Here is a 24,403-nt window from a genome sequence, read left to right as displayed (position 1 = left end):
GGGCAAGCTGCGCGAAACCGGAGGAGAGGGACATGAGGGCGGTGATTCGCGCGCTGCTGGCGCTGCTGCTGACGATACCGACCGTGGCGCATGCGCAGGACGACCCCAACCGTCTGGCCCCCTCGCGCGATCCGAAGCGCGTGGCCAACGGGCTCGCGCTGACCCCGCCCATGGGGTGGAACAGCTGGAACAAGTTCGCGTGCAACATCGACGAGAAGGTGGTGCGCGGGGTCGCCGACGCGATCGTCTCGAGCGGCATGAAGGATGCGGGGTATCAGTATGTCGTGATCGACGATTGCTGGCACGGGCCCCGCGACGAGAATGGGTTCATCACCGCCGACCCGCAGAAATTCCCCTCCGGCATCAAGGCGCTGGCCGACTATATCCATTCGAAGGGCCTCAAATTCGGCATCTATTCGGACGCGGGGATGAAGACCTGTGGCGGGCGTCCCGGAAGCCAGGGGCACGAGTTTCAGGACGCGTTGACCTATGCGCGCTGGGGGGTCGATTATCTCAAATATGACTGGTGCTCGACGGGGTCGCGCGATGCCGAGGAGGCCTATGCGCTGATGTCCGACGCGCTCAAGGCCACGGGCCGCCCGATCGTGCTGAGCATCTGCGAATGGGGCAACAACAAGCCTTGGCTATGGGCGAGCCGGATCGGCAACCTGTGGCGCACCACCGGCGATATCTGGGACAGCTTCGACAAGCAGGACCAGCAGCATAGCTGGGCGAACAACATGCTCGTCATCGTCGACCAGAACGAGCCGCTCTGGCCCTATGCGGGCCCGGGGCACTGGAACGATCCCGACATGCTCGAGGTGGGCAATGGCGGCATGAGCGATGCCGAATATCGCAGCCATTTCAGCCTGTGGGCGATGATGGCGGCGCCGCTGATGGCGGGGAACGACGTTGCGGGCATGAGCGAGGCGACGCGCGAGATCCTGCTCAACAAGGAGGTCATCGCGGTCGACCAGGACGCGCTGGGGATCCAGGGACGGCGGGTGCGCGACGAGGGCGATCTCGAGGTCTGGTCGCGGCCGCTGGCGGATGGAGGGCGGGCGGTGATCCTGTTCAACCGCAGCGCCGCGCCCGCGGAGATCGCGGTGAACTGGCCCGAGATCGGCTATCCGGCGACGCTTTCCGCCCAGGTGCGCGACCTGTGGGCGCATCGCGACATGGGCAAGGCCAAGGGTCGCTATGCCGCGACGGTCGCGCCTCACGGCACGGTGATGCTGCGGGTGACGCCCTAGCGGCGGAGATCCTCTTCACCGTTCGCCCTGAGCTTGTCGAAGGGATCGTAGCCACAAGCCGAGCCGATCGTGGCGGGGCGCCCTTCGACAGGCTCAGGGCGAACGGGGAGGCTTGGGGTTGGCTGCCTAGTTATGGCTGCTGTGTCGGCGGACGATCTGCTGGCCCTCGACCAGGGGGGCCAGCTTGCAGCCATTCTGGGGGGCCGAGACGTCGAGGCAGTAGCGGGTGAAATCGACGATGTCGGTCGCGGTCGCGGCGCTGCCCTTCGCCACCTCGAGCCGCTTCACATCGTCCTTGAACACGAACAGCGCGTGACAGCTGCCGGTGCTCGATTCGCGGCATGTCATCGTCACGGTGCCCTTCTGGAAATCGGTTTCGAGCATTGCCGAGATATCGCTGTCGACCTTCTCGCCGCAGCCCGCCACCAGCAACGCCAACCCCACCACCGTCCAGCGCATCGTCCGACTCCCGTTTGTGTCTTAACACTATAAGACACGGGCGCGCGGCTCAAGTGTGTGGCGGGGTCTCGTAGGCCATGGCGCCGATATCGTTGCCCTCGGGATCGAGGAAGCGGATCAGCGCGCCGACGGTGGGGATCACTGCCTTGCTCATGGTGATCGTGCCGCCGTTCGCGGTGACGAGCGCGGCGATGGCATCGACATCGTCGACCGCGAAGCTCGGCTCGACCCCGTTGAGGCCGGTGCCCGTGCGCGGGACCTGGCGCTTGTGCATCAGGCCCTGGATGCCCGGCGAGCTTTCGTCGCCGGTGTGGATCAGGTAGAAGCCGGGCGGTCCCCAGGGCTCGAATTCCCAGCCGAACACGGCCTCGTAAAAGGCGCGGGCGCGATCGATATCGTCGACATGGATCGCGAAGGAGGCGAGATTGGCTGGCATAGCGGCAAGCTAATCCCGCTCGTACCGCTGCCGCAATAGCGCTATCCGGACAATATATGTTGCAGAAACGACGAGTCGCGGCCGATGAGCCTTTCCTGGTGGTGCGAAGCTCCGCCAGCGACCTCGCGGCCGGCCAGACGATCGAGGAGCATGCCCATGGCTGGCACCAGTTGATCCATGCCTCGCAAGGGGTGCTGATGGTGAGCACCGGGGGCGGATCCTGGGTGGTGCCGTCGAGCTGGGCGGTGTGGGTGCCTGCCGGGGTGCGGCACCGCATCCGCGCGGCGGGGGCGGCGAAGTTCCGGACGGTCTATGTGGCGCCGGGGGTGGCGCCCGGCCTGCCGGAAAGCTGCGCGGCGATCACCGTGTCGCCGCTGCTGCGCGAGCTGATCCTGCGCGTGGTGGCGCTGGGGATGCTCGACCGGCGCGATTCGGTCGAGACCTCGATCGCCTGGGTGCTGCTCGACGAGATCCGCCATTCGCCGGTGCCGCCCTTCGGCCTGCCCGAGCCGCGGACCGAGGCGACGCGGCGCGCGGTCGACCAGGTCTTTTCGGGGGGCGATACCGGGCTGGCGGCGGTGGCGAAGGAGGCGGGGGTGAGCCCGCGCACGCTCGAACGGCGCTTCCTCGCCGAGACGGGGATGAGCCTGGGCCGGTGGCGGCGGCGCGGCGCCATGCTCGCGGCGATCGAGCGGCTGGCGGCGGGGGCGAGCGTCAAGGCGGCGGCGGGGGCGGCGGGCTATGCGACGCCGAGCGCGTTCGTCGCGGCGTTCCGCGCGGAGTTCGGGGAGACGCCGGGGCGCTATTTCGCGGCGGATTAGGTTTCGTGTGCGGAGCGCGGGACGCGAAAGTTGACACGAACTTGACACTGGTCCGCGTGTTTTTTGCGGACCGCGCGCGCCGAAAGGTGGCACCAGGGTAAGCCTGGTCTGCATGCTGGTGGCGGTGCGGGCGGGTGCGGAAGGTTAGGGGAAGGTTAGGCCAATGCGGCGCTTCGCGCTTTGTGGCTCCACGGCTGATTCGACGGTGTCAAAGAGCGGCCGGATTGCTCCGGCGCGGTGACCTCAGCAGGCGAAATCCAACATTTCAAGCGATTTGGCGCTCGCGCGCGGCCTTGAGGGCGTGGCCCCACCAGGCGAGCTCGTCGAACAGATGGGCGAGCCATTTGGCGTCGCGCTCGTCGGGGGTGAAGATGCCGTCGTGGATCTTGCCCCACACCCCCATGATGTGGACCGAAGCCTCGAGCGGCGCCATCTGGAGCTCGCTCGTCACCAGCCGCAGCTGCTCGATCGAGCGCGCGCCGCCATTTCCGCCGTAGCCGACAAAGGTGCACGGTTTGCGGTTCCACTCGGCATAGACGAAGTCGAGCGCGTTCTTGAGGACCGCGGGGGGCCCGTGATTATATTCGGGGCAGATCAGGATGAAGCCGTCCGCGGCGGCGATCTTTTCGGCCCATTTGAGCTGGAGGGGGTCGGTGTAGTTGCCGGCCGCCGGGGGTTTCGAGAAGGGGTAGAAAGGGAGGTTCCAGTCGGCGAGGTCGATGATCTCGGGGGCGAGATCGGGGCGGGATTCCGCCTGGGCGAGGACCCAGTTGCCGACGGGGAGCGCGGTGCGGCCTTCGCGGACGGAGCCCAGGATGATGGGGATTTGGAGCATAGAATAAACCTCCCTAACTCTTGATGATGGATCGCGAGACTCAGGGAGCGTTGGACGCGGGTCGAACGACACTCTTTTTTGCTTGTGGTTAGTTTTCTATTCGCTCACCGTGTCGTCTGACAATGCCCGACACGATCGTACAGTCAGCTAGCTTAAGAGCTTGGCTTGAAAGCCGACCGCGTGAATGGGCCCAAACGCTTGCCCTCCGTATGGCGCTGCGAGTGCTTCCTATCGTAGGCGATGAAGACAACTCGCGTCTGCATTTAGCCGCATTTCGAGCGTTGGTCATATCTTGGGTCGCATGCCGCCGTCGCGTATATGACTTTGCGCAAACGTCGACAACATTACGGGCGGCTTCAGTTGAAGTCGCGCCGGGTAGAGCCGGCGACGCAGCAGCAGCAGCGAGCGACGCTGCGCGTTGTGCGGCGGGCTTTGAGGTCACATTGTCCGCTAGCGCGGCCACAGAACACGCTGTGAATGCGGTTCCCGCCATTGATCTTTGGGAAGCGCTTAACGCTGATATTGCGACACTTGAACGTAGTAGAGAGGCTGGAGCACTCCTATGCCTTCCCTTGTGGGAGGCTTCGGCACCCAATCAAATAGTTGACAGCTGGGCCCGCTTGACTTCAGCCATGCTCGCTCGCGATCCAAATGCGTGGGTGTGGCGAATTTGGTATGATCGCCGCCTCATCGGATCCGATAGCGGCTTCATTATTAATCCCACTGAAGATGAAATAATAGGCCTCCAGCTTGCGATTCAAGAAGATGAATTCTGGAATCGCGATTCGAGCGAGGTAAATGCGGATATAGCTCATTGGATCAAGGAGGCGGCATCCCGCAGTTTTAATCTCGAACCTCAGAATCCGCTCGCAACAATCTTTCTTATTAATTCCGAGGGAAAAATAGATATTGATACGTCCGCTGGCAATGTGGACCTCAATCGAGACGAAGAGGCTCGAGAAATACATGGAGAAGTTTTAGCATCTGTTAGTTACGCCATAGATCAATGTGGGGGCAATGCGGCGACCGCAACGCGACACGCACTTGAACGATACGGTGACTCATTGGGTTATTCCATTGAAGACATGCGTCCAAGTCAGATAATTCAGCGTGGTGAGGTTCTTCGCCAAGAGCTCTCTGCTCGAATTAAGAATGATTTAGATAGCGATCTGCCTCCAATTCCTTATACTGCTCTTTTGGCTCTAAGGGCGGTCGTGTCAGCCCATAATCAGTTAGTTGCACTTGATTTGTCTTTGTCGAGGCGTGACGAAGCGATGGCAGGCCCCGATTCTCGCAGAGTGCTGATCTCGCCCCAAGAGGCTCTGGAAATAGCATCATCTATCGATGAAATGGGAATATTGACGCCTGCTGCGCGGGAGGCAATTGCTGATGCAGCGTCGTTAGCCCCGAATGTTCCCGATCACCACAATCGCCGATCAAGGCAACTTACGGATATTTTGGTTAATTTAGAGCGCGTTATAGTGAATGCTTTGAATTCATATGCGCCGGAGGCGTTGGGTGCCTCGGCTATTGGGGCAATTATTGGGATTATCGTAACAAATCCTGTATTAATCGGGGTCAGTGCGGGAATTTCTACTATTTTAATAGTAGCTCAACTGTGGTCTTCATGGAAAAATACGGCTAGATCTAAATCTCGTCTATCCGCGATGCTGGACGATGACGCGAGGAGATGAAAAAAGAGCCGAACTTGGGCGCTTCTTCGAATCCCCTTATTCCAAAGGGCAATCTTGCGGTGCACCCTCCTGTGAAGAATGGAGAATGGGGCCAATGGATATCAGATTTTCCTGCGATGCCGTCAGAGCGGAAGCTCTTGAAGGCGAAATTCCATGATCAGTTAAATCAGCATCTAGAGTGTGTTCCTCAGATCAATCTCTTATCGACGGGCGAAAACCAAAGAGTGCGGGACGAATTGCTCCATTATGCGCTGACTGTGCAGAGAGTTATTTCTACTCGTTCCGAGGTTGAACTGATCGATCTTGCGACCGCGGCGGCGGGCGTTGCGGTGGTTTTGTGCTTTCCAAGTGCGCAGGTCATGGGTGCTATGATCCCACTTACGGGAGCTGCTATTGTGACAGTGCGGAGTCGGCGAGCTAGGAAGGAGCAGCAATTGCTTGACGCGTTGCTGGACAGGCTCGAGGCGTTTCGCCGTAATCTGGTGCGCTAGAGGCCTTCCCGCACCGCACCATTTCCGCTATGCGCGCCCCCGAACCGCACTCATGCGGCATCCAGGATAGATCATGAACCTTCGCAACGTGGCGATCATCGCCCACGTCGATCACGGCAAGACCACGCTCGTCGACCAGCTTTTCCGTCAATCCGGCACCTTCCGCGACAATCAGCGCGTCGAAGAGCGCGCGATGGATTCGAACGATCTCGAAAAGGAGCGCGGGATCACGATCCTGGCGAAGTGCACCTCGGTCGAGTGGGAGGGCACGCGGATCAATATCGTCGATACGCCGGGCCACGCCGATTTTGGCGGCGAGGTGGAGCGGATCCTGTCGATGGTCGACGGGGTGATCCTGCTGGTCGATGCGTCCGAAGGCGCGATGCCGCAGACCAAGTTCGTGACCGGCAAGGCGCTCGCGCTGGGGCTCAGGCCGATCGTGGTGGTCAACAAGGTCGACCGGCCCGACGAGCGCATCCAGGAAGTGCTCGACGAGGTGTTCGACCTGTTCGTGAGCCTCGAGGCGAGCGACGAGCAGCTCGATTTCCCGGTGCTCTATGCCTCGGGCCGCAACGGCTATGCCAATGAGGATTATACCCTCCGCGAAGGCACGCTGAAGCCGCTCTTCCAGAAGATCGTCGACCATGTGCCGGCGCCCTCGGCCGATCCGGACGGGCCGTTCAAGTTCCTCGTGACTTTGCTCGACCGCGACAATTTCCTCGGCCGCATCCTGACGGGGCTGGTCTTTTCGGGCTCGATCAAGACCAACCAGGCGATCCATGCGCTCGACAATGACGGCAATGTCGTCGAGACCGGCCGCGCGTCGAAGATCATGACCTTTCGCGGGCTCGAGCGCGTGCCGACCGACGAGGCGCAGGCCGGGGACATCATCAGCCTTGCGGGGCTGACGCACACCACGGTTTCGAACACGATCTGCGATCCGAGCGTCACCGATCCGCTCCACGCCCAGCCGATCGATCCGCCGACGCTGTCGATGCGGTTCGCGGTGAACGATTCGCCGATGGCGGGGCGCGAAGGGACCAAGGTCACGTCGCGGATGATCCGCGACCGGCTGTTCCGCGAGGCGGAGAGCAATGTCGCGATCAAGGTGACCGAGGCGGCCGACCGCGATTCGTACGAAGTCGCGGGGCGCGGCGAGCTTCAGCTCGGCGTGCTGATCGAGACGATGCGGCGCGAGGGCTTCGAGCTGGGGATCAGCCGCCCGCGCGTGCTGTTCCGCGAGGACGAGGCGGGCAACAGGACCGAGCCCTATGAGACGGTCGTGATCGACGTGGACGACGAATATTCGGGCACGGTCGTCGAGAAGATGGCGATCCGCAAGGCCGAGCTGACCGACATGCGCCCCTCGGGCGGCGGCAAGACGCGCATCACTTTCAGCGCGCCGTCGCGCGGGCTGATCGGCTATCATGGCGAATTCCTGTCCGATACCCGCGGCACCGGCATCATGAACCGGCTGTTCGAGAAATATGGCCCCCACAAGGGCAATATCGAGGGCCGCAAGAATGGCGTGCTGATCTCGAACGGATCGGGCGAGGCCAATGCCTATGCGCTCGGGCCCCTGGAGGAGCGCGGCGTGCTGATGGTGGGCGTGGGCGAGGTGCTCTATGAGGGCATGATCATCGGCGAGAATGCCAAGCCCGAGGACCTCGAGGTCAACCCGATGAAGTCCAAGGCGCTGACCAACTTCCGCGCGAGCGGCAAGGACGACGCGGTCCGCCTGACCCCGCCCTGGAAGATGACGCTCGAACAGGCGATCGCTTATATCGACGATGACGAGATGGTCGAAGTGACGCCGAAGACGATCCGGCTGCGCAAGCGGTATCTCGATCCGCATGAGCGGAAGAAGGCGTCGCGGGCGAAGGTGGCGGCCTGACCCGGATTTTACATATGTGACTTAGCTCGCATCTGTAAAAACAAATTGCCAATCGGCGGCGTATGCGCGAACCTTCCGGGCAACGGCATGGAGGGGATGATGGGGATCGATCGGCGCGGAGCCTTGCTGACCGGGCTTGCGGCGGGATTGCTGCCGGCCATGGGCGCGCGGGGTGCGGCGCGGGAGCCCGTCCCCCATAGCCGCTGGAAGCTGTGGTACGCCGCAGAGGCGCGGCGGTGGGTGGAGGCGCTGCCGATCGGCAATGGGCGGCTGGGGGCGATGCTCTATGGCGGCGTCGGCGCCGAGCGGATCCAGCTCAACGAGGACAGCTTCTGGGGCGGGGGGCCGTATGACCCCTCCAGCCCGAAGGCGCTGGCAGCGTTGCCGCGGGTGCGCGAGCTGATCTGGGCGGGCAAATATGCCGAGGCGCAGGCGCTGGTACAGGCCGAGATGATGGCGGTGCCGATCCGGCAAATGTCGTACGCGACGATCGGCGAGCTGGTGCTCGAGATGGCGGGACAGGAGGCGGCGCCCTCGGGCTATCGGCGCTGGCTCGATCTCGAGCGCGCCGAGCATGTCGTCGTCTGGACCAGCCACGGACGAGCCTATCGCCGCACCACCTATGCCTCCGCGCCCGATCAGGTGATCGCGATCGAGATCGAGGCCGAGGATGGCGGGCCATTCGACGCGACGCTGCGCTTTGCCAGGCCCGGCGCGGATGCGGCAGGCGGCACGCTGATGCTGACCGGCAGGAACGAGGCGCAGAACGGCGTCGCGGGCGCGTTGAGCTTTGCCGCCGCGGTGCGCGGCATGGCGCCGGGCGGCTCCGTTGCCGGCGAGGGCGATGCGCTGCGGATTTCAGGCCGTGGCAAGGCGACCCTGTTGATCGCGATCCGCACCTCCCATGTGAACTGGAAGGACGTGAGCGGCGATCCGGTGACCGCGGTGAAGCGCGATCTCGACGCGGCGGCGGGCCGTGCCGACATCGACCGGAAGGCACGGCATCTGGACGATTACCGGCGGCTCTACACGGGCTTGGAGATCGATCTCGGTCCCGATACCGGGACCGACAGTCCCACCGATGAGCGGATCCGCTTCAGCCATGACGGGAATGGCGATCCGTATCTCGCCGCGCTCTATGTCCAATATGGCCGCTATCTGCTGATCTCGTCGTCGCGGCCTGGGGGGCAGCCGGCGAATTTGCAGGGGCTGTGGAACGAGAACAACCGGCCGCCCTGGGGATCGAAATATACGGTCAATATCAATACCGAGATGAACTATTGGCCCGCCGAGCCGCTGGGGCTGGCCGAGTGCGTCGAGCCGCTGATCGCGATGGTCGAGGATCTGGCGGTGACGGGAGCGCGGACCGCGCGGGCGAATTATGGCGCGCGCGGCTGGGTGTGCCACCATAACACCGATCTGTGGCGCGCGACCGCGCCGATCGACGGGGCGGCCTGGGGCATGTGGCCGACCGGGGGCGCGTGGCTGTGCAAGCATTTGTGGGACCGCTGGGACTATGGGCGCGACAGAAAGACGCTGGCGCGCATCTATCCGCTGATCCGCGACGCGGGGGTCTTCTTCCTCGACGCGATGGTCGAGCATCCCGATGGATCGGGGCTGGTGACCTGTCCCTCGATGTCGCCCGAGAACGACCATCATGCGGGCACGAGCAACTGCGCCGGGCCGGCGATGGACCGGCAGATCATCCGCGAGCTGTTCGGCAATATCATCGCGGCCTCGACGCTGCTGGGGAAGGATGCGGTGCTCCGGGGCGAGTTCGAAAAGGCGCTGGCGCGGATCCCCGCGGACCGGATCGGGCGCGAGGGGCAGCTGCAGGAATGGCTCGACGATTGGGACATGGACGCGGTCGATTTGCACCACCGGCACGTGTCGCACCTGTACGCGCTGTTTCCCGGGCACGAGATAAGGCCCGATACGGCGAAGAGCTTCGCCGCGGCGCGGCGGTCGCTCGAGATACGCGGGGACGATGCGACCGGCTGGGGGATTGGCTGGCGGATCAATCTCTGGGCGCGGCTGGGCGACGGGGACCATGCCTGGAGCGTGCTGCGCAAATTGCTGGGGCCGGACCGCACCTATCCGAACCTGTTCGACGCGCATCCGCCGTTCCAGATCGACGGGAATCTTGGGGGCGCGGCGGGGGTGGTCGAGATGCTGGTGCGCGATCAGCCGCAGGGCGTGGTGCTGTTGCCCGCCTTGCCCAGGGCCTGGGCGAAGGGGAGCGTGAAGGGCGTGCGGCTGCGCGGGGGACTTGTGGCGGATTTGAGCTGGGCCGAGGGAAAGCTGGTCGCGGCGGAACTGCGGGCGAGTGGGCCGGTGACGCGGCGGATCGCCTATGGCGCGCATTTGGAGCACTGCAGCTTCGGCCCGAATGGGGTGTGGCGCTGGCCGCTTGCTTCCTGACGGGCAATCCCTAGCATTGCGGCAATGGCGTCGCGGGGGGAGGCGATATGAACTGGTCGATTCTTGGCTTCCGGCGCTGGAGCGATTTCGGCGGGCGCTCCGGGCGGCGCGAATATATCAGCTTTATCTATCCGATCTATGGATTGATCGTCGCTGCCTATGTCGCACTGAACCGGTTCTTCGGGAACCCGCCTCCGGACTGGGCGATCATTGCATTCTTCGTCGGAATGCTCGCGCTCGCGGTGCCGATCTGGGCGATCACGGTGCGGCGGATGCACGACATCAACCTGCCGGGCGGCATCCTGGTGCTGGGCGCGTTCATCCCGGGGCTCAACTTCTTGTTCCTTATCCTGCTCTCGTTGATCCCGGGGACGCGCGGCGAGAATAACTATGGCGATGAGGCCGGGGTGCCTTCGGACTATTTCGGCAAGATCTAGCGGGGGCTGATTGCCGCAATTCCGCTTCAGTCCCGTGCTTGGCTGTCTGCCTGATTGCACGGGATGACGGCCATGATCCTCGCCACGCTGCTGATGCTCGCCGCGCCGCAGGACGCGCCGCCGGTGCAGGATGCGCCCAGGATCGAGGAGGCGCCCGATGCGCCGCCGGGGGCGACCCTCACGCGGCCGCATGTCGATGCCGATGGGACGCAGCGCTGGTCGATCCTGGCCGATCCCTGCGCAGCGGTGACGGGCGATCCGACGCGCGACGAGATCGTGGTGTGCGGGAGCGCCGCCGCGGGCAGCCCGCGGCTGCCGCTGCCCGCCGAGCGCGGGCCGCCCGACCGGCCGATGCCGAGCAACCCCTATGTGACCGGACGCGGCGCGCTGGCCGCGACCGTGCCGCCCTGCGCGACGCTGAGCCAGGGGTGCACCACGGGGATCGACCTGTTCGGCGGGGCGACCGCGCTGGTGCGGCTGATGGGCAAGGCCGTCGATCCCGGCAGCTGCTGCGAGACGCCGGGGGAAGCGACCAATCCGGCCGGGCTGATCGGCGATATCGCATCGGGGATCGGGCGGATCTTCAAGCGGCGGCCCGACCGGTCGAAGCGGATTCCGATTCCGCTCGACGATCCGAACTGGAGGCCGCCGGCGAGCGGGTCTTGATTCCCTCTCCCTTTGGGAGAGGGAGGGAGCGAACGAAGTTCGCGGAAAAGTGAGGGTGATTTGGGCAATCGCTCGTCACCCTCATCCTTCCCACCGCTTCGCGGCGGGCCCCTTCCTTCTCCCATCGGGAGAAGGAAGTAAGCGGGCGCTTGTCATTGACACCGGTGTCTAATAGCTTCCGGCCAAACAGGTTCGGGAGAGAGACGATGCGGGCACGCTGGTGGATGATGCTGGTTTTGGCGCTGGGGCTGGCCTCGCCGGCCGTCGCGCAGACCGCGCCCGCGGGAGTCGGCGAGCGGCCGCCCGTCGCGCGGATCAAGCCGTCCAAGCTGATCCTGGTCGGCGATTCGACGGTGCAGCAGATGAGCGGCTGGGGCGGGGCCTTTTGCGCGAAGCACGTCACCTCGTTCCTCGCCTGCGTCAATCTCGCCCGCGGGGGGCGGAGCACGTATAATTATCGCGCCGAGGGATCGTGGGACATCGCGCTCGCGGAGATGAAGACGCCGGGGTACGAGCAGGTCTGGGTGCTGATCCAGTTCGGGCATAACGACCAGCCGGGCAAGCCGGGGCGATCGACCGATCTCGCGACCGAATTCCCCGAGAATCTGCGCCACTATATCCGCGACGTGCGCGCAGCGGGGGCGATCCCGGTGCTGGTGACGCCGCTGACCCGGCGGTCGTTCGTCGACAGCAAGCTGCAGCGCGACCTCGATCCCTGGGGCGAGGCGATCCGCGCGGTGGGCAAGGAGATGGACGTTCCCGTGGTCGATCTGCTCGCGCGCAGCGAAGCCGCGGTCGAGGGGATGGGGCCGTCGCTGGCGAACCGCTACGCGCAGGTGCCGCCCTCGCGCGAACAGGCCGCGGCGGCGCTTACGGGCACGACGATCGGCAATCCTCCGCCGGCTGTGCCGGCGCCGGGAGCGTCCGCCGCGCCGGTCGCGGCGGTGGAGCCGATGGGCGATCCCAAATGGTCGTTCGACTATACCCATCTGGGGCATGACGGGGCCGATTTCTTCTCGGCGATCGTGGCGAGCGAGCTGGCGGTGAAGGTGCCGAAGATGCGGCGGTTCCTGTTGCCCTAGCGAAGTGTCGCACCTTTTCTCCCTCTCCCATCGGGAGAGGATACGAAGACTTGGCAGCTTGCTGCCTAGTCGAAGTTGGTGAGGGGTTAGGCGCTATCGATAGGGTGATCCCCTCACCCAGCTCCGACTAAGCCTTCGCTTCGCGAAGACTAAGTCTGCGCCACCTCTCCCGACGGGAGAGGGGAATTACGCCTCCGCCATCTCCAGCACGACCTTCCATTCCGCGGGGGTGACCTTGCCGACTGAGAGGCGGGAGAATTTGACCAGGTCCATCGCGGCGAGGCGCGGCTCGGCCTTGACCGCCTTGAGCGTGACCGGGTTCGCGAGCGGGCGGACGGGTTTCATCTCGACCGAGATCCAATTGCCCTCTTCGCCGTCCTTCCTCGCCTCGCGGCTGACCTCCATGATGCCGACGATCGCGAGGCCGATATTGCTGTGGTAGAAAAAGGCCTGGTCGCCGACCTTCATCGCGCGGAGATTCTGCGCGGCGGTATGGTTGCGGACGCCGTCCCATTCGGTCTTGCCGTCCTTGACCAGATCGTCCCAGCCGAACACGTCGGGTTCGGATTTCATCAGCCAGAGGTTCATGAAGGACCGATTAGCTCGGCAAATCGGCGCTGGCCATACTAAGATGAGGGCCATGGCTACCGAATCACCCCCCGCCCCGGGCGACGCGCTCGACCCTTCGGACCCCTATGCGCGGCCGGCGCAGACCTTTCCGGTGCTGTCCGCCGAGATGATCGCGCGGGTGGCGGCGTTCGGGGAGGAGGAGGTGTGGCCCGAGGGCGCGACCTTGTTCGAGCGCGGCGAGCGGAGCGTCGATTTCTTCCTGTGCCTGTCGGGGTCGATCGAGATCCTCGCTGAGGATGACGCGAGCACGCTCGAGATCGTCCATGACCATGAGCCCGGCCAGTTCACCGGCGAGCTCGACCTGTTCAACGACCGCAAGATCCTGGTCACCGGGCGCGCGACGCCGGGGACGCGGGTGCTGCGCGTGCGGCGGCGCAATTTCCGGCGGATGATCACCAGCGAGCCCGATATCGGCGAGATCATCATGCGGGCCTTCATCCTGCGCCGCATCGGGCTGATGCAGCATGGCCAGGGCGGGGTGACGCTGGTGGGCCCGGGACATGCCGCGGGGACCGGGCGGATCGAGACCTTCCTGACGCGCAACGGCTATCCGCACCGCCGGATCGACACCGAGATCGAGGTGGAGGCGGGGGGCTTTCTCGAATGTTTCGACCTGACCGAGGCCGATCTGCCGGTGGTGGTGGTCGAGGGGCGGGCGCTGCGCAATCCGAGCAATGCGAGCCTGGCCGACGCGCTGGGGCTGACGGTCGCGCTGGACCCCGATGCGGTTTACGACCTCGCGGTGGTCGGCGGCGGGCCCGCCGGGCTGGCGGCGGCGGTCTATGGCGCGTCCGAGGGGCTCGACACGGTGGTGATCGAGGCGATGGCGCCCGGCGGGCAGGCCGGGACCAGCTCCAAGATCGAGAATTATCTGGGCTTCCCCACGGGGATTTCGGGGCAGGCGCTGGCCGGGCGCGCGCAGGTCCAGGCGCAGAAATTCGGGGCGCGGCTGCTGGTGTCGCGCTCGGTCGAATCGATGGCGTGCGATTCCGCGCCTTACGCGATCACGCTCGACGACGGGGCAGTGATCCGGTCGCGCGCGGTGGTGGTCGCGACGGGCGCGCGCTACCGCAAGCTCGATCTGCCGCGCTATTGCGAGTTCGAGGGCAACGGCATCTATTATGCGGCGACCGCGATGGAGGCGGGGCTGTGCGCGGGCCAAGTCGCGGTGGTGGTGGGCGGCGGCAATTCGGCGGGGCAGGCGGCGATCTTCCTCGCGCGCACGGTCAAGCATGTCCATATGCTGGTGCGGGGCAAGGGGCTGGCCGAGACCATGTCTTCCTATCTGATCGAGCGGATCGAGGCGTCGGAGAAGATCACGCTGCACCCCTTTACCGAGGTGACGGGGCTGGAAGGCGAGAGCCATTTGGAGGCGCTCGAATGGACCGACCGGGAGTCGGGGGCGAGCTCCACGCAAGAGGTCGGCGCGCTGTTCGTGATGATCGGGGCGGTGCCCAATACCGATTGGCTGGGGGATTGCCTGGCGCTCGATGGGGCGGGCTTCGTGAAGACGGGGGAGGGCGCGAGCCCGTTCGCCTCGTCCAGGCCGGGCGTGTTCGCGGTGGGCGATGTCCGCGCGGGATCGGTCAAGCGCGTGGCGTCGGGCGTGGGCGAGGGATCGGTGGTGGTGTCGGCGATCCATCAGTATCTGGACACGGTGGAATAGGGCGGGCAAAGGGGCGCCCCATGAGCGACACCCCTCCCGATCGGCTCTCGGTCAACCAGAGCAGCCCCTATTTCGACGAGCCCACGCTGATGCGCGGCATCGGCATCCGCTTCAAGGGCGTGCAGCGGCGCGACGTCGAGGAATATTGCATGTCGGAGGGGTGGATCAAGGTCCAGGTCGGCAAGAAGATGGACCGCAAGGGGCAGCCGCTGACGATCACGCTCAAGGGGCCGGTCGAGGCCTGGTTCGAGAGCGGTGGCGAGGACGCGACCGAAACCGGCGGCGAAGGCGCCTCCGAGGACTGACTTCAGTTCCCTCCCTCTCCCGACGGGAGCGGGGAAGTAAAACTGTGATCGCGGTGCAACGCCGCGGACACATTCCTCATTTCCGCGCGCCGAATCGGCTGAAATGGCCTTGCCCCAGATCGGGACTGGGGCATTGTCGCATCGCAGCGACGCCGTGCAGACGGCGCGCGGGGAGAGGGTGCGCGGACACCAACCCAAGGGGACCCTTCATGGCCTATTCCAACCGACTCCGGATCATCACCCGCCCGCTGCTCGGCGGCATGGCCTTTGCGCTGCTGACCATAAGCGCGGGCACTGCCCAGGCGCAGGACACCCAGCCCGCCGCGACCGAGGATGACGGCGAGATCGTCGTCACCGCGCTGCGCCGCGAGCAGCGCGCCAAGGACGTGCCCGTCGCGGTGACCGCGATCGGCGGCGAAAAGCTCGATACGCTCAATTCCGGCGGGCAGGACATCCGCTTCCTGTCGGCACGCACCCCCAGCCTCCAGGTCGAAAGCTCGTTCGGGCGCACCTTCCCGCGCTTCTATATCCGCGGCCTCGGCAACACCGACTTCGATCCCAACGCGGCGCAGCCGGTCTCGGTCGTCTATGACGATGTCGCGCTCGAAAACCCGATGCTCAAGTCGTTCCCGGTGTTCGATCTCGACAGCGTCGAAGTGCTGCGCGGGCCGCAGGGCACCCTGTTCGGGCGCAACACCCCGGCGGGCGTGATCAAGCTCGATTCAGCCAAGCCGAACGATGTCGGCGGCGGCTATGTGAATGCCTCCTACGCCACTTACGACACGATCAATATCGAGGGTGCGGTCAATGTGCCGCTGGCCGAGGGCCTGTCGCTGCGCGGATCCGGGCTGCTCCAGTACCGCTCGGACTGGGTGACCAACACCGCGACGAGCGGCGTCGCCGACCGCAAGCTCGAAGGCTATAACGACCGCGCCGCGCGCCTCCAGCTCGGCTATACGAACAACGGGTTCAACCTGCTGCTCAACTTCCATATCCGCGACCTGGTCGGCACGCCGCGGGTCTTCCGCGCGGGCATCTTCCAGAAGGGCAGCGACAACCGGTTCGTCCCCAATTTCGATCCCTCGAAGGTCGCGCTCGACGGCTATACCAGCCAGAGCCTCAAGCAATGGGGCGCGAACGCGCGGATCGACTATCATTTCGAAGGCCTGGGCACGCTCTACAGCGTCACCGCGTTCGAGAAGGCGGTGGTCGAGAGCACCGGCGATATCGACGGCGGCAATTGCTACGCCTTCCTGCCCGGCTGCACGCTCGGCAACCTCAATGTCGCGGCCTTCCCGGTGAACACCGGCGGCCTGACCCAGCCCGAGGAGTTCAGCCAGGAGCTGCGCTTCGCGAGCGAGGACATGAACGGCGTGCGTGTGCAGGGCGGCGTCTATTATTTCTACCAGACCCTGACCTATCACGAATATAATTATTTCCAGGGGACCGGTCAGCGTGGCGCCGATCGGAACCAGGACATTTTCCACGACAATTCGAACGAGAACTGGGGCGTCTTCGCCTCGGGCGAGTTCAAGGCGACCGATGCGCTGACGCTGCGCGCGGGCCTGCGCTACTCGTCGGACCACAAGCATGACCGGGTCTCGGGCTTCTCGCCGAACCTGTTCGGCTATGTCCTGCCGGTGCGCGCCGAGGTCCGCGGATCGGCGGTGACCTGGGATGCGAGCGCTACCTATGCGGTGACGCCCGAGATCAACGTCTATGCCCGCGTCGCCACCGGCTATCAGGGCCCGGCGATCCAGGACCGCGTGACCTTCGGCAGCCGCCAGACCACTGCGCCCAAGCAGAACACCATTTCGGCCGAGGGCGGCATCAAGGGCGCGCTGGCGGACCATTCGCTCAACTTCGCGGTGACCGGCTATTGGTTCCGCACCGACGACCTGCAGATCACCGCGGTCGGGGGGGCCAGCAACTCGGCGCGGCTGCTGAGCGCCGATCATGCGGTCGGCTACGGCCTCGAAGGTGAGCTCGACTGGCGGCCGCTCGCCGGGCTCGTGCTGACCGCGAGCGCCAGCTACAACTTCACCGAGATCCGCGACCCGAGCATCAGCGTCGGCGTGTGCAACAACTGCACCGTGCTCGACCCGATCGTCAGCGGCCGGGCGGTGATCAACGGCAACGACCTGCCCCAGGCGCCGCGCTTCGTGGGCAATCTGACCGCGGGCTATTCGCACGAGGTGCGCGGCGGCACGGTGCTGTTCATCTATACCGACTGGGCCTATCGCAGCTCGATCAACTATTTCCTCTACGACTCCAAGGAGTTCCGGGGGCGTCCGCTGCTCGAGGGCGGGCTGAGGGCCGGCATCCGCTACGGCGATGTCGAGCTGAGCGTGTTCGGGCGCAACATCACCAACCAGATCCGCAGTATCAGCGGCATCGACTTCAACAACCTGACCGGGATGATCAACGATCCGCGGATCATCGGCGGGGCGGTGAAGTTCAAATTCTGAGGCGAAGAGGCCCGCTCAGTCTCCGGAGGAGCTGAGCGGGTCCTCGCGATAGGAGTCGCCGGTGCAGCTCGTCCCATAGGCCGTACGCGGCCGGGGCGGGTTTGCGCCGAGTGCGGCCTGGGCGGCGGCAAGGCGACCGGCGTTGCGCCAGGTCCAGCTATGCCAGTCCGACTGGCCCAGCACGGTGATCCGCAGCACCTCCTCGCGCGCGGTGCGTACCCGATCGAGGAATTCAGGATCGCGCGCGGCGCTCTCCAGCTCGATCAGCGGGAGCAATGCCGAGGCGCCCTGGTTGCGGAGATAGCAGAGGTCGATCGGCTGGGCAGGGCCGCCCACCTCGCGGGCGTGGCGGACATTCCAGTCGGCGGCGATCGCGGCGGGATCGGCCGCGCAGCCGATCAGCAGCATCGCGCCCGCGGCGAAGGCGTTGGTGTTGATCAGCCACGCGGTCGAGCGGCCGGTGAGCAGGCGCCAGAGGATCAGCACCAGTCCGAGGCCGACCAGCAGCATCCAGGCGAGCGCGGCGATGCGCATCACGGTGAGCGAATAGGAGCCGACATAGTCGAGCGTGCGCAGGATGCTCGACGCGACCAGCAACAGGTTCTGGGCGACCCAGAGGGTGACGAGCAGCCGGACCGAGGCGCGCTTCGAGGTCGGGCTGCGCGGGCTGAGGACGGTGAGGACGAAGAGCGCGGCGAGCAGGGCGGTGGCGATCAGGGCATAGGCGCCGCGATGCGCGTAATCGGCCATGGTGATCGTGCCGGGAAGGCGCGCGCCGCTCCACAGGAAGATGATGTCGAGGCTGTTCTGGAGCGCGAACACCGCGTTGAAGGTGAGCAGCGAGAGGATGATCGAGGCGGCGGGGACCTGGGGGAGGACGCCGGCGAAGCTGGGCGCGCCGATCGCGGGGCGGGTCACGAACGGGTGCGGGCGCAGGCTCGGCCAGACCGCGAAGAAGGCCAAGCCGGCGAAGGCGAGCTGCGGGACGATCGAGACGGGCGAGGGGATGCGGATCCTGTCGATCGCGTCGGCGATCAGCGGGTTGGCGCTGGCGAACAGGGTGAGGAAGATGCCGCCGCCGATCAGCGGCAGCGCGAGCAGGCTGATCAGCGCGGCGAGGCTGCGCCCGCCCGCAATCCCGCTTTTGGGGCTGCGGATGCGGAGGATGCGGACACCGTCGCCGAACCACCGGATCCAGCCGATGAAGAGGTGCGCGAGCAGCCGCACGCTCCAGCGCAGCATATCGCCGAAACGCGCGCGGGCGAGCAGGCCCGCGCTCGAGATGGCGGCCCAGAACAGGGCCCAGCCGAGCAGGCCGGGATCGTAGACGAGGGTGGCGGCGAACAGGGTGGCGACGAGCAGCGCGAAGCGCGCGCCGGGCCTGCGGCGGACGGCGGGCACCGCGGCCATCAGCGCGACGATCCAGGCGAACGCGAAACCGCCGATCGTCGAGCCGATCCACTGGCAGTAGAAAAGCTGCTCGGCGAGGATCGCGAGTAAGGCGGCGAGGATGAGTTTGGCGCGCATCTGGGTCTCCCTTGGTCCGCGCGCTTTGGCGGGGGCGTGTGGAGATCAGGCGGTGGGGGCGGAGGGGTTTCGGGGGATGGGTTGTGCAGAAGATGTGCAACGCCATCATCCCGGCTTTCGCCGGGATGACGGCCTATTAGAACCGTTCGTTGAACGCGTCGCTCGCCGCCGCCTCGAATGCCTTGAGGGCGATCATGTGGGGGAAGGGGCCGTGGCTGATTCGGGCCACGCCGGTTTCGGCGACCTGCTTGGCCGAGGGCGCGCCGGGGAAGGCCATGAAATTGACGGGCAGCTTGACCGCCTTGCACACGCGCTCGAGCAGGCGGAGGTCGGCGAGGCCGGGGACGAAGAAGCCGCTCGCGCCGGCATCGGCATAGGCATGGCCGCGCTCGATCGCGGCGTCGGCCATCGCGGCGTCGTGGGTGCCGGCCTTTTCGATCAGGAAGATGTCGGTGCGCGCGTTGATGAAGAAGGCCGAGCCCAAAGCGGCGCGGACCGCGGCGATGCGCTCGGACTGGGCGGCGATATGGTGCATCGTCCGCGGCTCCTTCGAGCCCACGACCTGATCCTCGAAATTGCAGCCGATCGCACCGGTGGCGGCGAGCAGGCCCATATTCGTGGCGAGCTTGCCCGGATCGACCGCATAGCCGCCCTCGAAATCAATCGTCACGGGCAGATCGACCGACTGGACGATCCGCTCGGCATTGCCCAAGGCCAGCGGCATCGGCAGCGCCTCGGCATCGTGGAAGCCGTGCGCGGCGGCGACCGAGGCGCTGCCGGTCGCGATCGCCTTCGCGCCCGAACGCGCCGCGATTCGCGCGCTGCCCGCGTCCCAGACGTTGAACAGGATCAGCGGATTGCCCGGCACATGGAGTGCGGCGAATGTCTCGAACTTGCTCATCACGGACCCCTTCGTTCCTCTATTGTTCCGATAGAGAAACCGCCCGCCCGGGGCAAGCGGGAGTCACATGAAATTGACACAGGCCTGGTTGCGGATTTCGATCATGATTCGCGAAATGCGCTGTGCGATGCGGTGGGCGTCGGGGCTTTCGGGGACGGGCGCGGCCTTGCCGATCTTCTTCGAGACGCTGCGCAGGTCGCTGCAGATCCGCTTCGAACGGCGGCTGTTCTCGGATCCGTGATAGGCGGCCTGGGTGACGGTGCAGACCTGGATCAGCGATTGTGCCCAGCCGGGAAAGGCGAAGCCCTGGCCGATCACGGTGCGGGTGACGCCGGTGCAGGCGCTGTCGAGCCGGGCGCTCTCGCCGCTCTGCATCGCGGCGAGGATGCGCTCGGCGCGCTCGGTCCAGTTGCGCCAGCCCTCGGCGCGGTCCTTGGCCTCGGCGATGCCGGGCAGGGCGGCGACGCAGAGCAGGCCCGCGATGACGAGGTGGCCGTGGATGCGCATGAACTTCCCCAATCGGTGTCGATGCCCGCACCATGGGGCCAGCTCGGCTTGTTTCGCACCCCCATTTGGGTGGGGTCAGCGGCGGGGCTGCCAGCGGAAGCGCGCCGCGGCGATCACCGCGCCTACCACGCCCCAGATGCCGAGCACCGAAAGGCTCGGCAACGAGATGCCGCCGCCGAAAAAGGCGCCGACCGTCGCGGTGGCGAGCGGGCGGATCGGGAGCGCGTTGGCGATGGCGTTGAGCCAGGCCGGCAACCGGTCTACGGGATAGAAGACGTTCGAGACGAACAGGATCGGGAAGGTGACCGCGTTGAGCATCGCGGGGCCCGCCTGGGCGTTCGGGATCACCGATACGACCGCGAGCGACAGCGCCGCAAGGCACGCCGACCCGGCGAGCACCGTCACCACGAACGCGCCGAGATCGGGCAGCGCGATCGTCACGCCGAAGAACGCCACGCCTTCAGCGACGCACAGCATCGAGGCGAGCAGCCCCATCGCCATCGCAAACAGCAGCCGCGCGGTGACATAGGCCGAAACCGCGGTCGGCGTGCCGCGGATGCGCTTGAGCCGGCCCATGTCGCGGTCGAACAGGATCGTCACGGCAAGGTTGGTGAAGCAGGTCATCACCACCGCGAACACCGACATGCCCGCGACATAGAAGGAGGCCGCGGTGACAGTGTGGCCGTGCATCGGGATCTTGGCGCCGCCGAACACCAGGCTGTTGATCGTCAGGATCATCAGCGGGAAGACCACGCCGAAAAAGGCCGCGCCGGGATTGCGCCAGAAGGACAGGTTGATGAAGCGCAGATGGTGCAGCACGCTGCCGGGCCAGGCGATCATGCCGTGCCTCCCGCCCGGTCGGCGCCGATCAGTGCGAGATAGGTATCCTCGAGGCTGGGCCGCGTGACTTCAAGCCCTTCGAGCGCGATGCTGTGGGCGATCGCCCAGCCGGTGAGCGCGTTGAGCAGGGGAACCGGATCGTCGATGCTCAGCGTCACTTGGCCTTCCTGCTCGGTGGCGCGCGCCGCGACCGTGTCGGGCAGAGGCGGACCGCCGGTTGGGCGGCGGAAGCGGATGCGGCTGGCGGCATGGCCGCGCCCGCCGAGCGTGTCGGGGGTGCCCTCGGCGATGATCCGCCCGCTCGCGATCACCGCGACGCGGTCGGCGAGCTGCTGCGCCTCGTCCATATAATGGGTGGTGAGCAGCACGGTCTTGCCGAGATCGCGCAGGCCCCGGACCATCGCCCAGGCTTCGAGCCGGGCATCGGGATCGAAGCCGGTGGTCGGCTCGTCGAGGAAGAGCAGATCGGGGTCTCCGACCAAAGCGCAGGCGACGTCGAGCCGCCGCTGCTGCCCGCCCGAAAGCCGGCCGGCGCGGGTCCTGGCCTTGTCGGTGAGGCCGACCAGCTCGATCACCTCGTCGGCGGGGCGCGGCGCAGGATAGGTGCCCGCGATCATCCGCACCATCTCGCGCACGGTGAGGAAGGGATCGGGCGAATTCTCCTGAGCGACGATGCCGATCCGCCGCTTGAGCGCGATCGCGTTCTTGGCGGGATCATGGCCGAGCACGCGGACGCTGCCGGAATCGCGTTTGATATAGCCTTCGAGAATCTCGACCGTCGTCGTCTTGCCCGCGCCATTGGGGCCGAGCAGCGCGAAGATCTCGCCCGCGGCGATCGTCAGATCGACCCCGGCGACCGCCTGGACCTTGCCATAAGCCTTGGTCAGGCCGCGCACTTCGATCGCCGCTTCCGACACGCCCCGCCTCCCACTGTCTTAGTAGACTATAGCACCTTTGCGGAGGGTGGGAAGGGGGAGTGCGGCCCCTTTTGACTCCCCTCCCTGTATGGGAGGGGTAGGGGGTGGGTGGCGAGCGTAGCGAGCGAGCCGTTAGGCCCGAGATAAAGAAAAGACGGGGCATCGAGCCCCGCCTTTTCTAACCCACCCCTAACCCCTCCCTTGCAGGGAGGGGAATTCTGGATGCCGATCGACCCTAGTGAACGAACCTCGCCACCACGTCGCGGTACGAGCGGCTGACTTTCACGCTGGCGCCCGAATCGAGCACGAGGAAGCATTCGCCATTGGTGTGCGGCTTGACCTGCTTGACCAGGTCCAAGTTGACGATGGTCGAGCGGTGGACGCGCTGGAAACGGCGCGGATCGAGGCGCTTTTCGAGGTCCTTCATCGTCTCGCGGAGAATGAGCGTGTTGTCGCCGGTATAGATGCACATGTAATCGCCCGCGGCGTCGATCCGCTCGATCGTGTCGACATCGACGCGGAAGATCTGGCCGCGATCCTTGATGTTGATGAGCTTTTCGAAGCGGTTCGAGGCCATTTCGCCGCCGTCCGCGGCCTCGAATTCCTCGGCCGCTTCGGGGGCGACCTCGGTGAGGACTTCCTTGAGCTTCTCGACCTCCTCGGCACCGCGCTTCTCGGTCAGGCGCTGGCGGACGCGGTCGAGCGTGTCGGCGAGGCGGGTCTCCTCGACCGGCTTCATCAGATAATCGACCGCGTTCGCCTCGAACGCGCGGATCGCATGGTCCGAATAAGCGGTGACGAAGACGAAGAGCGGCGGTTCGACCTCCATCAGCCCCTGGACGACCGAGAAGCCGTCGAAGCCGGGCATCTGGATGTCGAGGAAGACGAGATCGGGCTTGTGGGTCTTGATGCTGCGGATGGCCTCGCGGCCGTTCGAGCATTTGTCGATGACTTCGACATCGTCATGTTCCTGGAGCCTCAGTTCGAGCCCCTGGATCGCCAGCGGTTCGTCGTCGACTAGGATGGTGCGGATGGTCATGCGGCCTCTCGGTTCGGTTCGTCGATCTGGAACGGTATCTCGATCTCAACGCTGAACCCTTCCCCGGGGTTCGATTGCGTTTCGAAACGATGGTCAGCCCCGAAGGACTGCGCCAGACGCTCCCTGATATTGGCGAGCCCCACGCCGGTTGAAAGGGTCGGCCGTGCTTTCATTTCGATCAATCCCGGTCCGGTGTCGGATACGGCGATCAGAACCCTTTCGCCGACGAGCCGAGCCGAAACGGTGATATCGGCCCCCTCTTCCTGCGGGGTGACGGCATATTTGATCGCGTTTTCGACGAGCGGCTGGAGCAGAAGCGACGGCAGCCGCGCCTTGGCGACGCGCGGATCGATCTCGAAATGGGTGCGAAGCCGCTCGTCGAAGCGCATCTTCTCGATCTCGAGATAGAGTTTCAGCGTCTCCGCCTCCTGCGCGAGGGTGACGTGCGCGGTGGGCTCGTTCGCCAGCGTGTAGCGCAGGAACGAGCTGAGGCGGCTGAGCATGACGTTGGCGCGCTCGGTCTGCTTGAGCAGGACGAGGGTCGAGATCGAATTGAGCGTGTTGAACAGGAAATGCGGATTGAGCTGGTAGCGCAGCATCGCGAGCTGGGCCGAGCTGGCCTGGTGTTCGAGCTGTTCCATCTGATCGGCCTGCTGCTCGACGATCAGATAGAAGTTCATGCCGAAATAGAGCGCCGACCAGCCCGCGAGCACGGTGAAGGTGAGGAAGAGATAGCCGACGACGCGGCTGAGGCTGATCCCGGGATCGACGACCTTGCTGACGAGCGAGAAGGTGAAGGCCTCGAGCACCGCGTAGATCAGGGTCGCGAGCGCGAGGGTCGCCAGCGTGAGCAGCGCGCCGGAGATGCGCGGCAGGCGCCGGTAGTAGCCGTACAGGGTCGAGAGCAGCAGGGTGAGGCAATAACCGATGATGGTTTCGATGATGACGCCGATCACGCCCTCGAACTCGAAGCTGTTCGACACGTTCGAGACCGTGCGCAGCACGAAATAGCCGCTCCATCCCGCCGCCTGGAGCATCCAGAAGGCGCGGGCCTTGTCTTCGAAGAAGGGACGCGACAGCACCATCGGCTGGGCGATCGCCGCAGGCACGAAGC

General features: G+C 65.5%; 23 protein-coding genes. 12 read left to right on the top strand and 11 right to left on the bottom strand.

Features of this window, described 5'->3' with window-relative positions; genetic code table 11:
• Positions 1-32 precede the first annotated feature (32 nt).
• Entirely contained in the window at positions 33-1,253 is a 1,221-nt protein-coding gene (locus OF829_RS03010) for a glycoside hydrolase family 27 protein (protein ID WP_264938463.1), read from the top strand.
• A 126-nt stretch (positions 1,254-1,379) separates the two neighbouring features.
• Here OF829_RS03010 and OF829_RS03005 read toward each other — a convergent pair whose 3' ends face one another.
• Both OF829_RS03005 and OF829_RS03000 read right to left on the bottom strand, forming a co-directional pair.
• Positions 1,380-1,712 (bottom strand): hypothetical protein, encoded by a 333-nt coding sequence (locus OF829_RS03005; RefSeq protein WP_264938462.1) that lies wholly within the window; start codon positions 1,710-1,712, stop codon positions 1,380-1,382.
• Between the two features lie 49 nt (positions 1,713-1,761).
• Positions 1,762-2,148, bottom strand: a complete 387-nt coding sequence (locus tag OF829_RS03000; RefSeq protein ID WP_264938461.1) for a VOC family protein — start codon at positions 2,146-2,148, stop codon at positions 1,762-1,764.
• 98 nt (positions 2,149-2,246) lie between these two features.
• Between OF829_RS03000 and OF829_RS02995 the strand changes: the two genes are divergently transcribed.
• Positions 2,247-2,969 (top strand): AraC family transcriptional regulator, encoded by a 723-nt coding sequence (locus OF829_RS02995; RefSeq protein ID WP_264938460.1) that lies wholly within the window; start codon positions 2,247-2,249, stop codon positions 2,967-2,969.
• Positions 2,970-3,234: 265 nt separating this feature from the next.
• Here OF829_RS02995 and OF829_RS02990 read toward each other — a convergent pair whose 3' ends face one another.
• Positions 3,235-3,804, bottom strand: coding sequence for an NADPH-dependent FMN reductase (locus OF829_RS02990; protein WP_264938459.1), 570 nt, complete (start codon positions 3,802-3,804; stop codon positions 3,235-3,237).
• 122 nt (positions 3,805-3,926) lie between these two features.
• Here OF829_RS02990 and OF829_RS02985 point away from each other — a divergent pair, with 122 nt between their 5' ends.
• The 7 genes from OF829_RS02985 (at position 3,927) to OF829_RS02955 (ending at position 12,489) form a co-directional block, all read left to right on the top strand.
• Complete coding sequence (locus OF829_RS02985; RefSeq protein ID WP_264938458.1) at positions 3,927-5,498, top strand: hypothetical protein; 1,572 nt, start codon at positions 3,927-3,929, stop codon at positions 5,496-5,498.
• Positions 5,495-5,989 (top strand): hypothetical protein, encoded by a 495-nt coding sequence (locus tag OF829_RS02980; protein WP_264938457.1) that lies wholly within the window; start codon positions 5,495-5,497, stop codon positions 5,987-5,989. The genes OF829_RS02985 and OF829_RS02980 overlap by 4 nt, the downstream gene beginning before the upstream one ends.
• 73 nt (positions 5,990-6,062) lie before the next feature.
• Positions 6,063-7,883 (top strand): translational GTPase TypA, encoded by a 1,821-nt coding sequence (typA, locus tag OF829_RS02975; protein ID WP_264938456.1) that lies wholly within the window; start codon positions 6,063-6,065, stop codon positions 7,881-7,883.
• A 96-nt stretch (positions 7,884-7,979) separates the two neighbouring features.
• A complete protein-coding gene (locus OF829_RS02970) occupies positions 7,980-10,304 on the top strand; it encodes a glycoside hydrolase family 95 protein (protein WP_264938455.1) in 2,325 nt (774 codons plus the stop codon).
• A gap of 47 nt (positions 10,305-10,351) precedes the next feature.
• Positions 10,352-10,741: a DUF805 domain-containing protein gene (locus tag OF829_RS02965; RefSeq protein ID WP_264938454.1), complete on the top strand. Its 390-nt coding sequence runs from the start codon at positions 10,352-10,354 to the stop codon at positions 10,739-10,741.
• 63 nt (positions 10,742-10,804) lie between these two features.
• Positions 10,805-11,407 (top strand): hypothetical protein, encoded by a 603-nt coding sequence (locus tag OF829_RS02960; protein WP_264938453.1) that lies wholly within the window; start codon positions 10,805-10,807, stop codon positions 11,405-11,407.
• A gap of 206 nt (positions 11,408-11,613) precedes the next feature.
• Positions 11,614-12,489, top strand: coding sequence for a rhamnogalacturonan acetylesterase (locus OF829_RS02955; protein ID WP_264938452.1), 876 nt, complete (start codon positions 11,614-11,616; stop codon positions 12,487-12,489).
• 186 nt (positions 12,490-12,675) lie between these two features.
• Here the strand turns inward: OF829_RS02955 and OF829_RS02950 are convergent, their stop codons facing one another.
• Positions 12,676-13,077, bottom strand: coding sequence for an EVE domain-containing protein (locus OF829_RS02950; RefSeq protein WP_264938451.1), 402 nt, complete (start codon positions 13,075-13,077; stop codon positions 12,676-12,678).
• A gap of 52 nt (positions 13,078-13,129) precedes the next feature.
• Between OF829_RS02950 and OF829_RS02945 the strand changes: the two genes are divergently transcribed.
• The 3 genes from OF829_RS02945 to OF829_RS02935 all read left to right on the top strand — a co-directional run bounded on the left by OF829_RS02945 (position 13,130) and on the right by OF829_RS02935 (position 17,558).
• Positions 13,130-14,785, top strand: coding sequence for an FAD-dependent oxidoreductase (locus tag OF829_RS02945; RefSeq protein ID WP_264938450.1), 1,656 nt, complete (start codon positions 13,130-13,132; stop codon positions 14,783-14,785).
• Positions 14,786-14,805: 20 nt separating this feature from the next.
• On the top strand, positions 14,806-15,090 hold the full coding sequence (locus tag OF829_RS02940; protein ID WP_264938449.1) for a DUF3297 family protein: 285 nt from the start codon (positions 14,806-14,808) through the stop codon (positions 15,088-15,090).
• Between the two features lie 209 nt (positions 15,091-15,299).
• Positions 15,300-17,558: a TonB-dependent receptor gene (locus OF829_RS02935; RefSeq protein WP_264938448.1), complete on the top strand. Its 2,259-nt coding sequence runs from the start codon at positions 15,300-15,302 to the stop codon at positions 17,556-17,558.
• A gap of 15 nt (positions 17,559-17,573) precedes the next feature.
• On the opposite strand, the gene OF829_RS02930 is transcribed toward OF829_RS02935, so the two are convergent.
• The 7 genes from OF829_RS02930 to OF829_RS02900 all read right to left on the bottom strand — a co-directional run bounded on the left by OF829_RS02930 (position 17,574) and on the right by OF829_RS02900 (position 24,374).
• Positions 17,574-19,085, bottom strand: coding sequence for a DUF4153 domain-containing protein (locus OF829_RS02930; protein WP_264938447.1), 1,512 nt, complete (start codon positions 19,083-19,085; stop codon positions 17,574-17,576).
• A 136-nt stretch (positions 19,086-19,221) separates the two neighbouring features.
• The gene (locus tag OF829_RS02925; protein WP_264938446.1) at positions 19,222-19,986 is read right to left on the bottom strand and encodes an isocitrate lyase/PEP mutase family protein; all 765 of its coding nucleotides are present in this window, start codon (positions 19,984-19,986) and stop codon (positions 19,222-19,224) included.
• Positions 19,987-20,049: 63 nt separating this feature from the next.
• Positions 20,050-20,493, bottom strand: coding sequence for a hypothetical protein (locus tag OF829_RS02920; RefSeq protein ID WP_264938445.1), 444 nt, complete (start codon positions 20,491-20,493; stop codon positions 20,050-20,052).
• 75 nt (positions 20,494-20,568) lie between these two features.
• Complete coding sequence (locus OF829_RS02915; protein ID WP_264938444.1) at positions 20,569-21,333, bottom strand: ABC transporter permease; 765 nt, start codon at positions 21,331-21,333, stop codon at positions 20,569-20,571.
• Positions 21,330-22,250 (bottom strand): ABC transporter ATP-binding protein, encoded by a 921-nt coding sequence (locus tag OF829_RS02910; protein WP_264938443.1) that lies wholly within the window; start codon positions 22,248-22,250, stop codon positions 21,330-21,332. The genes OF829_RS02915 and OF829_RS02910 overlap by 4 nt, the downstream gene beginning before the upstream one ends.
• Positions 22,251-22,485: 235 nt before the next feature.
• On the bottom strand, positions 22,486-23,289 hold the full coding sequence (locus tag OF829_RS02905; RefSeq protein ID WP_264938442.1) for a LytR/AlgR family response regulator transcription factor: 804 nt from the start codon (positions 23,287-23,289) through the stop codon (positions 22,486-22,488).
• The gene (locus OF829_RS02900; RefSeq protein ID WP_264938796.1) at positions 23,286-24,374 is read right to left on the bottom strand and encodes a sensor histidine kinase; all 1,089 of its coding nucleotides are present in this window, start codon (positions 24,372-24,374) and stop codon (positions 23,286-23,288) included. The genes OF829_RS02905 and OF829_RS02900 overlap by 4 nt, the downstream gene beginning before the upstream one ends.
• Between the last annotated feature and the right edge of the window lie 29 nt (positions 24,375-24,403).

It is taken from the genome of Sphingomonas caeni, assembly GCF_026013415.1.
GTDB classification, from domain to species: Bacteria; Pseudomonadota; Alphaproteobacteria; order Sphingomonadales; family Sphingomonadaceae; genus Sphingomonas; species Sphingomonas caeni.
The sequence above is the reverse complement of the archived record's forward strand: the minus strand, read 5'-3'. Positions and strand labels throughout refer to the sequence as shown.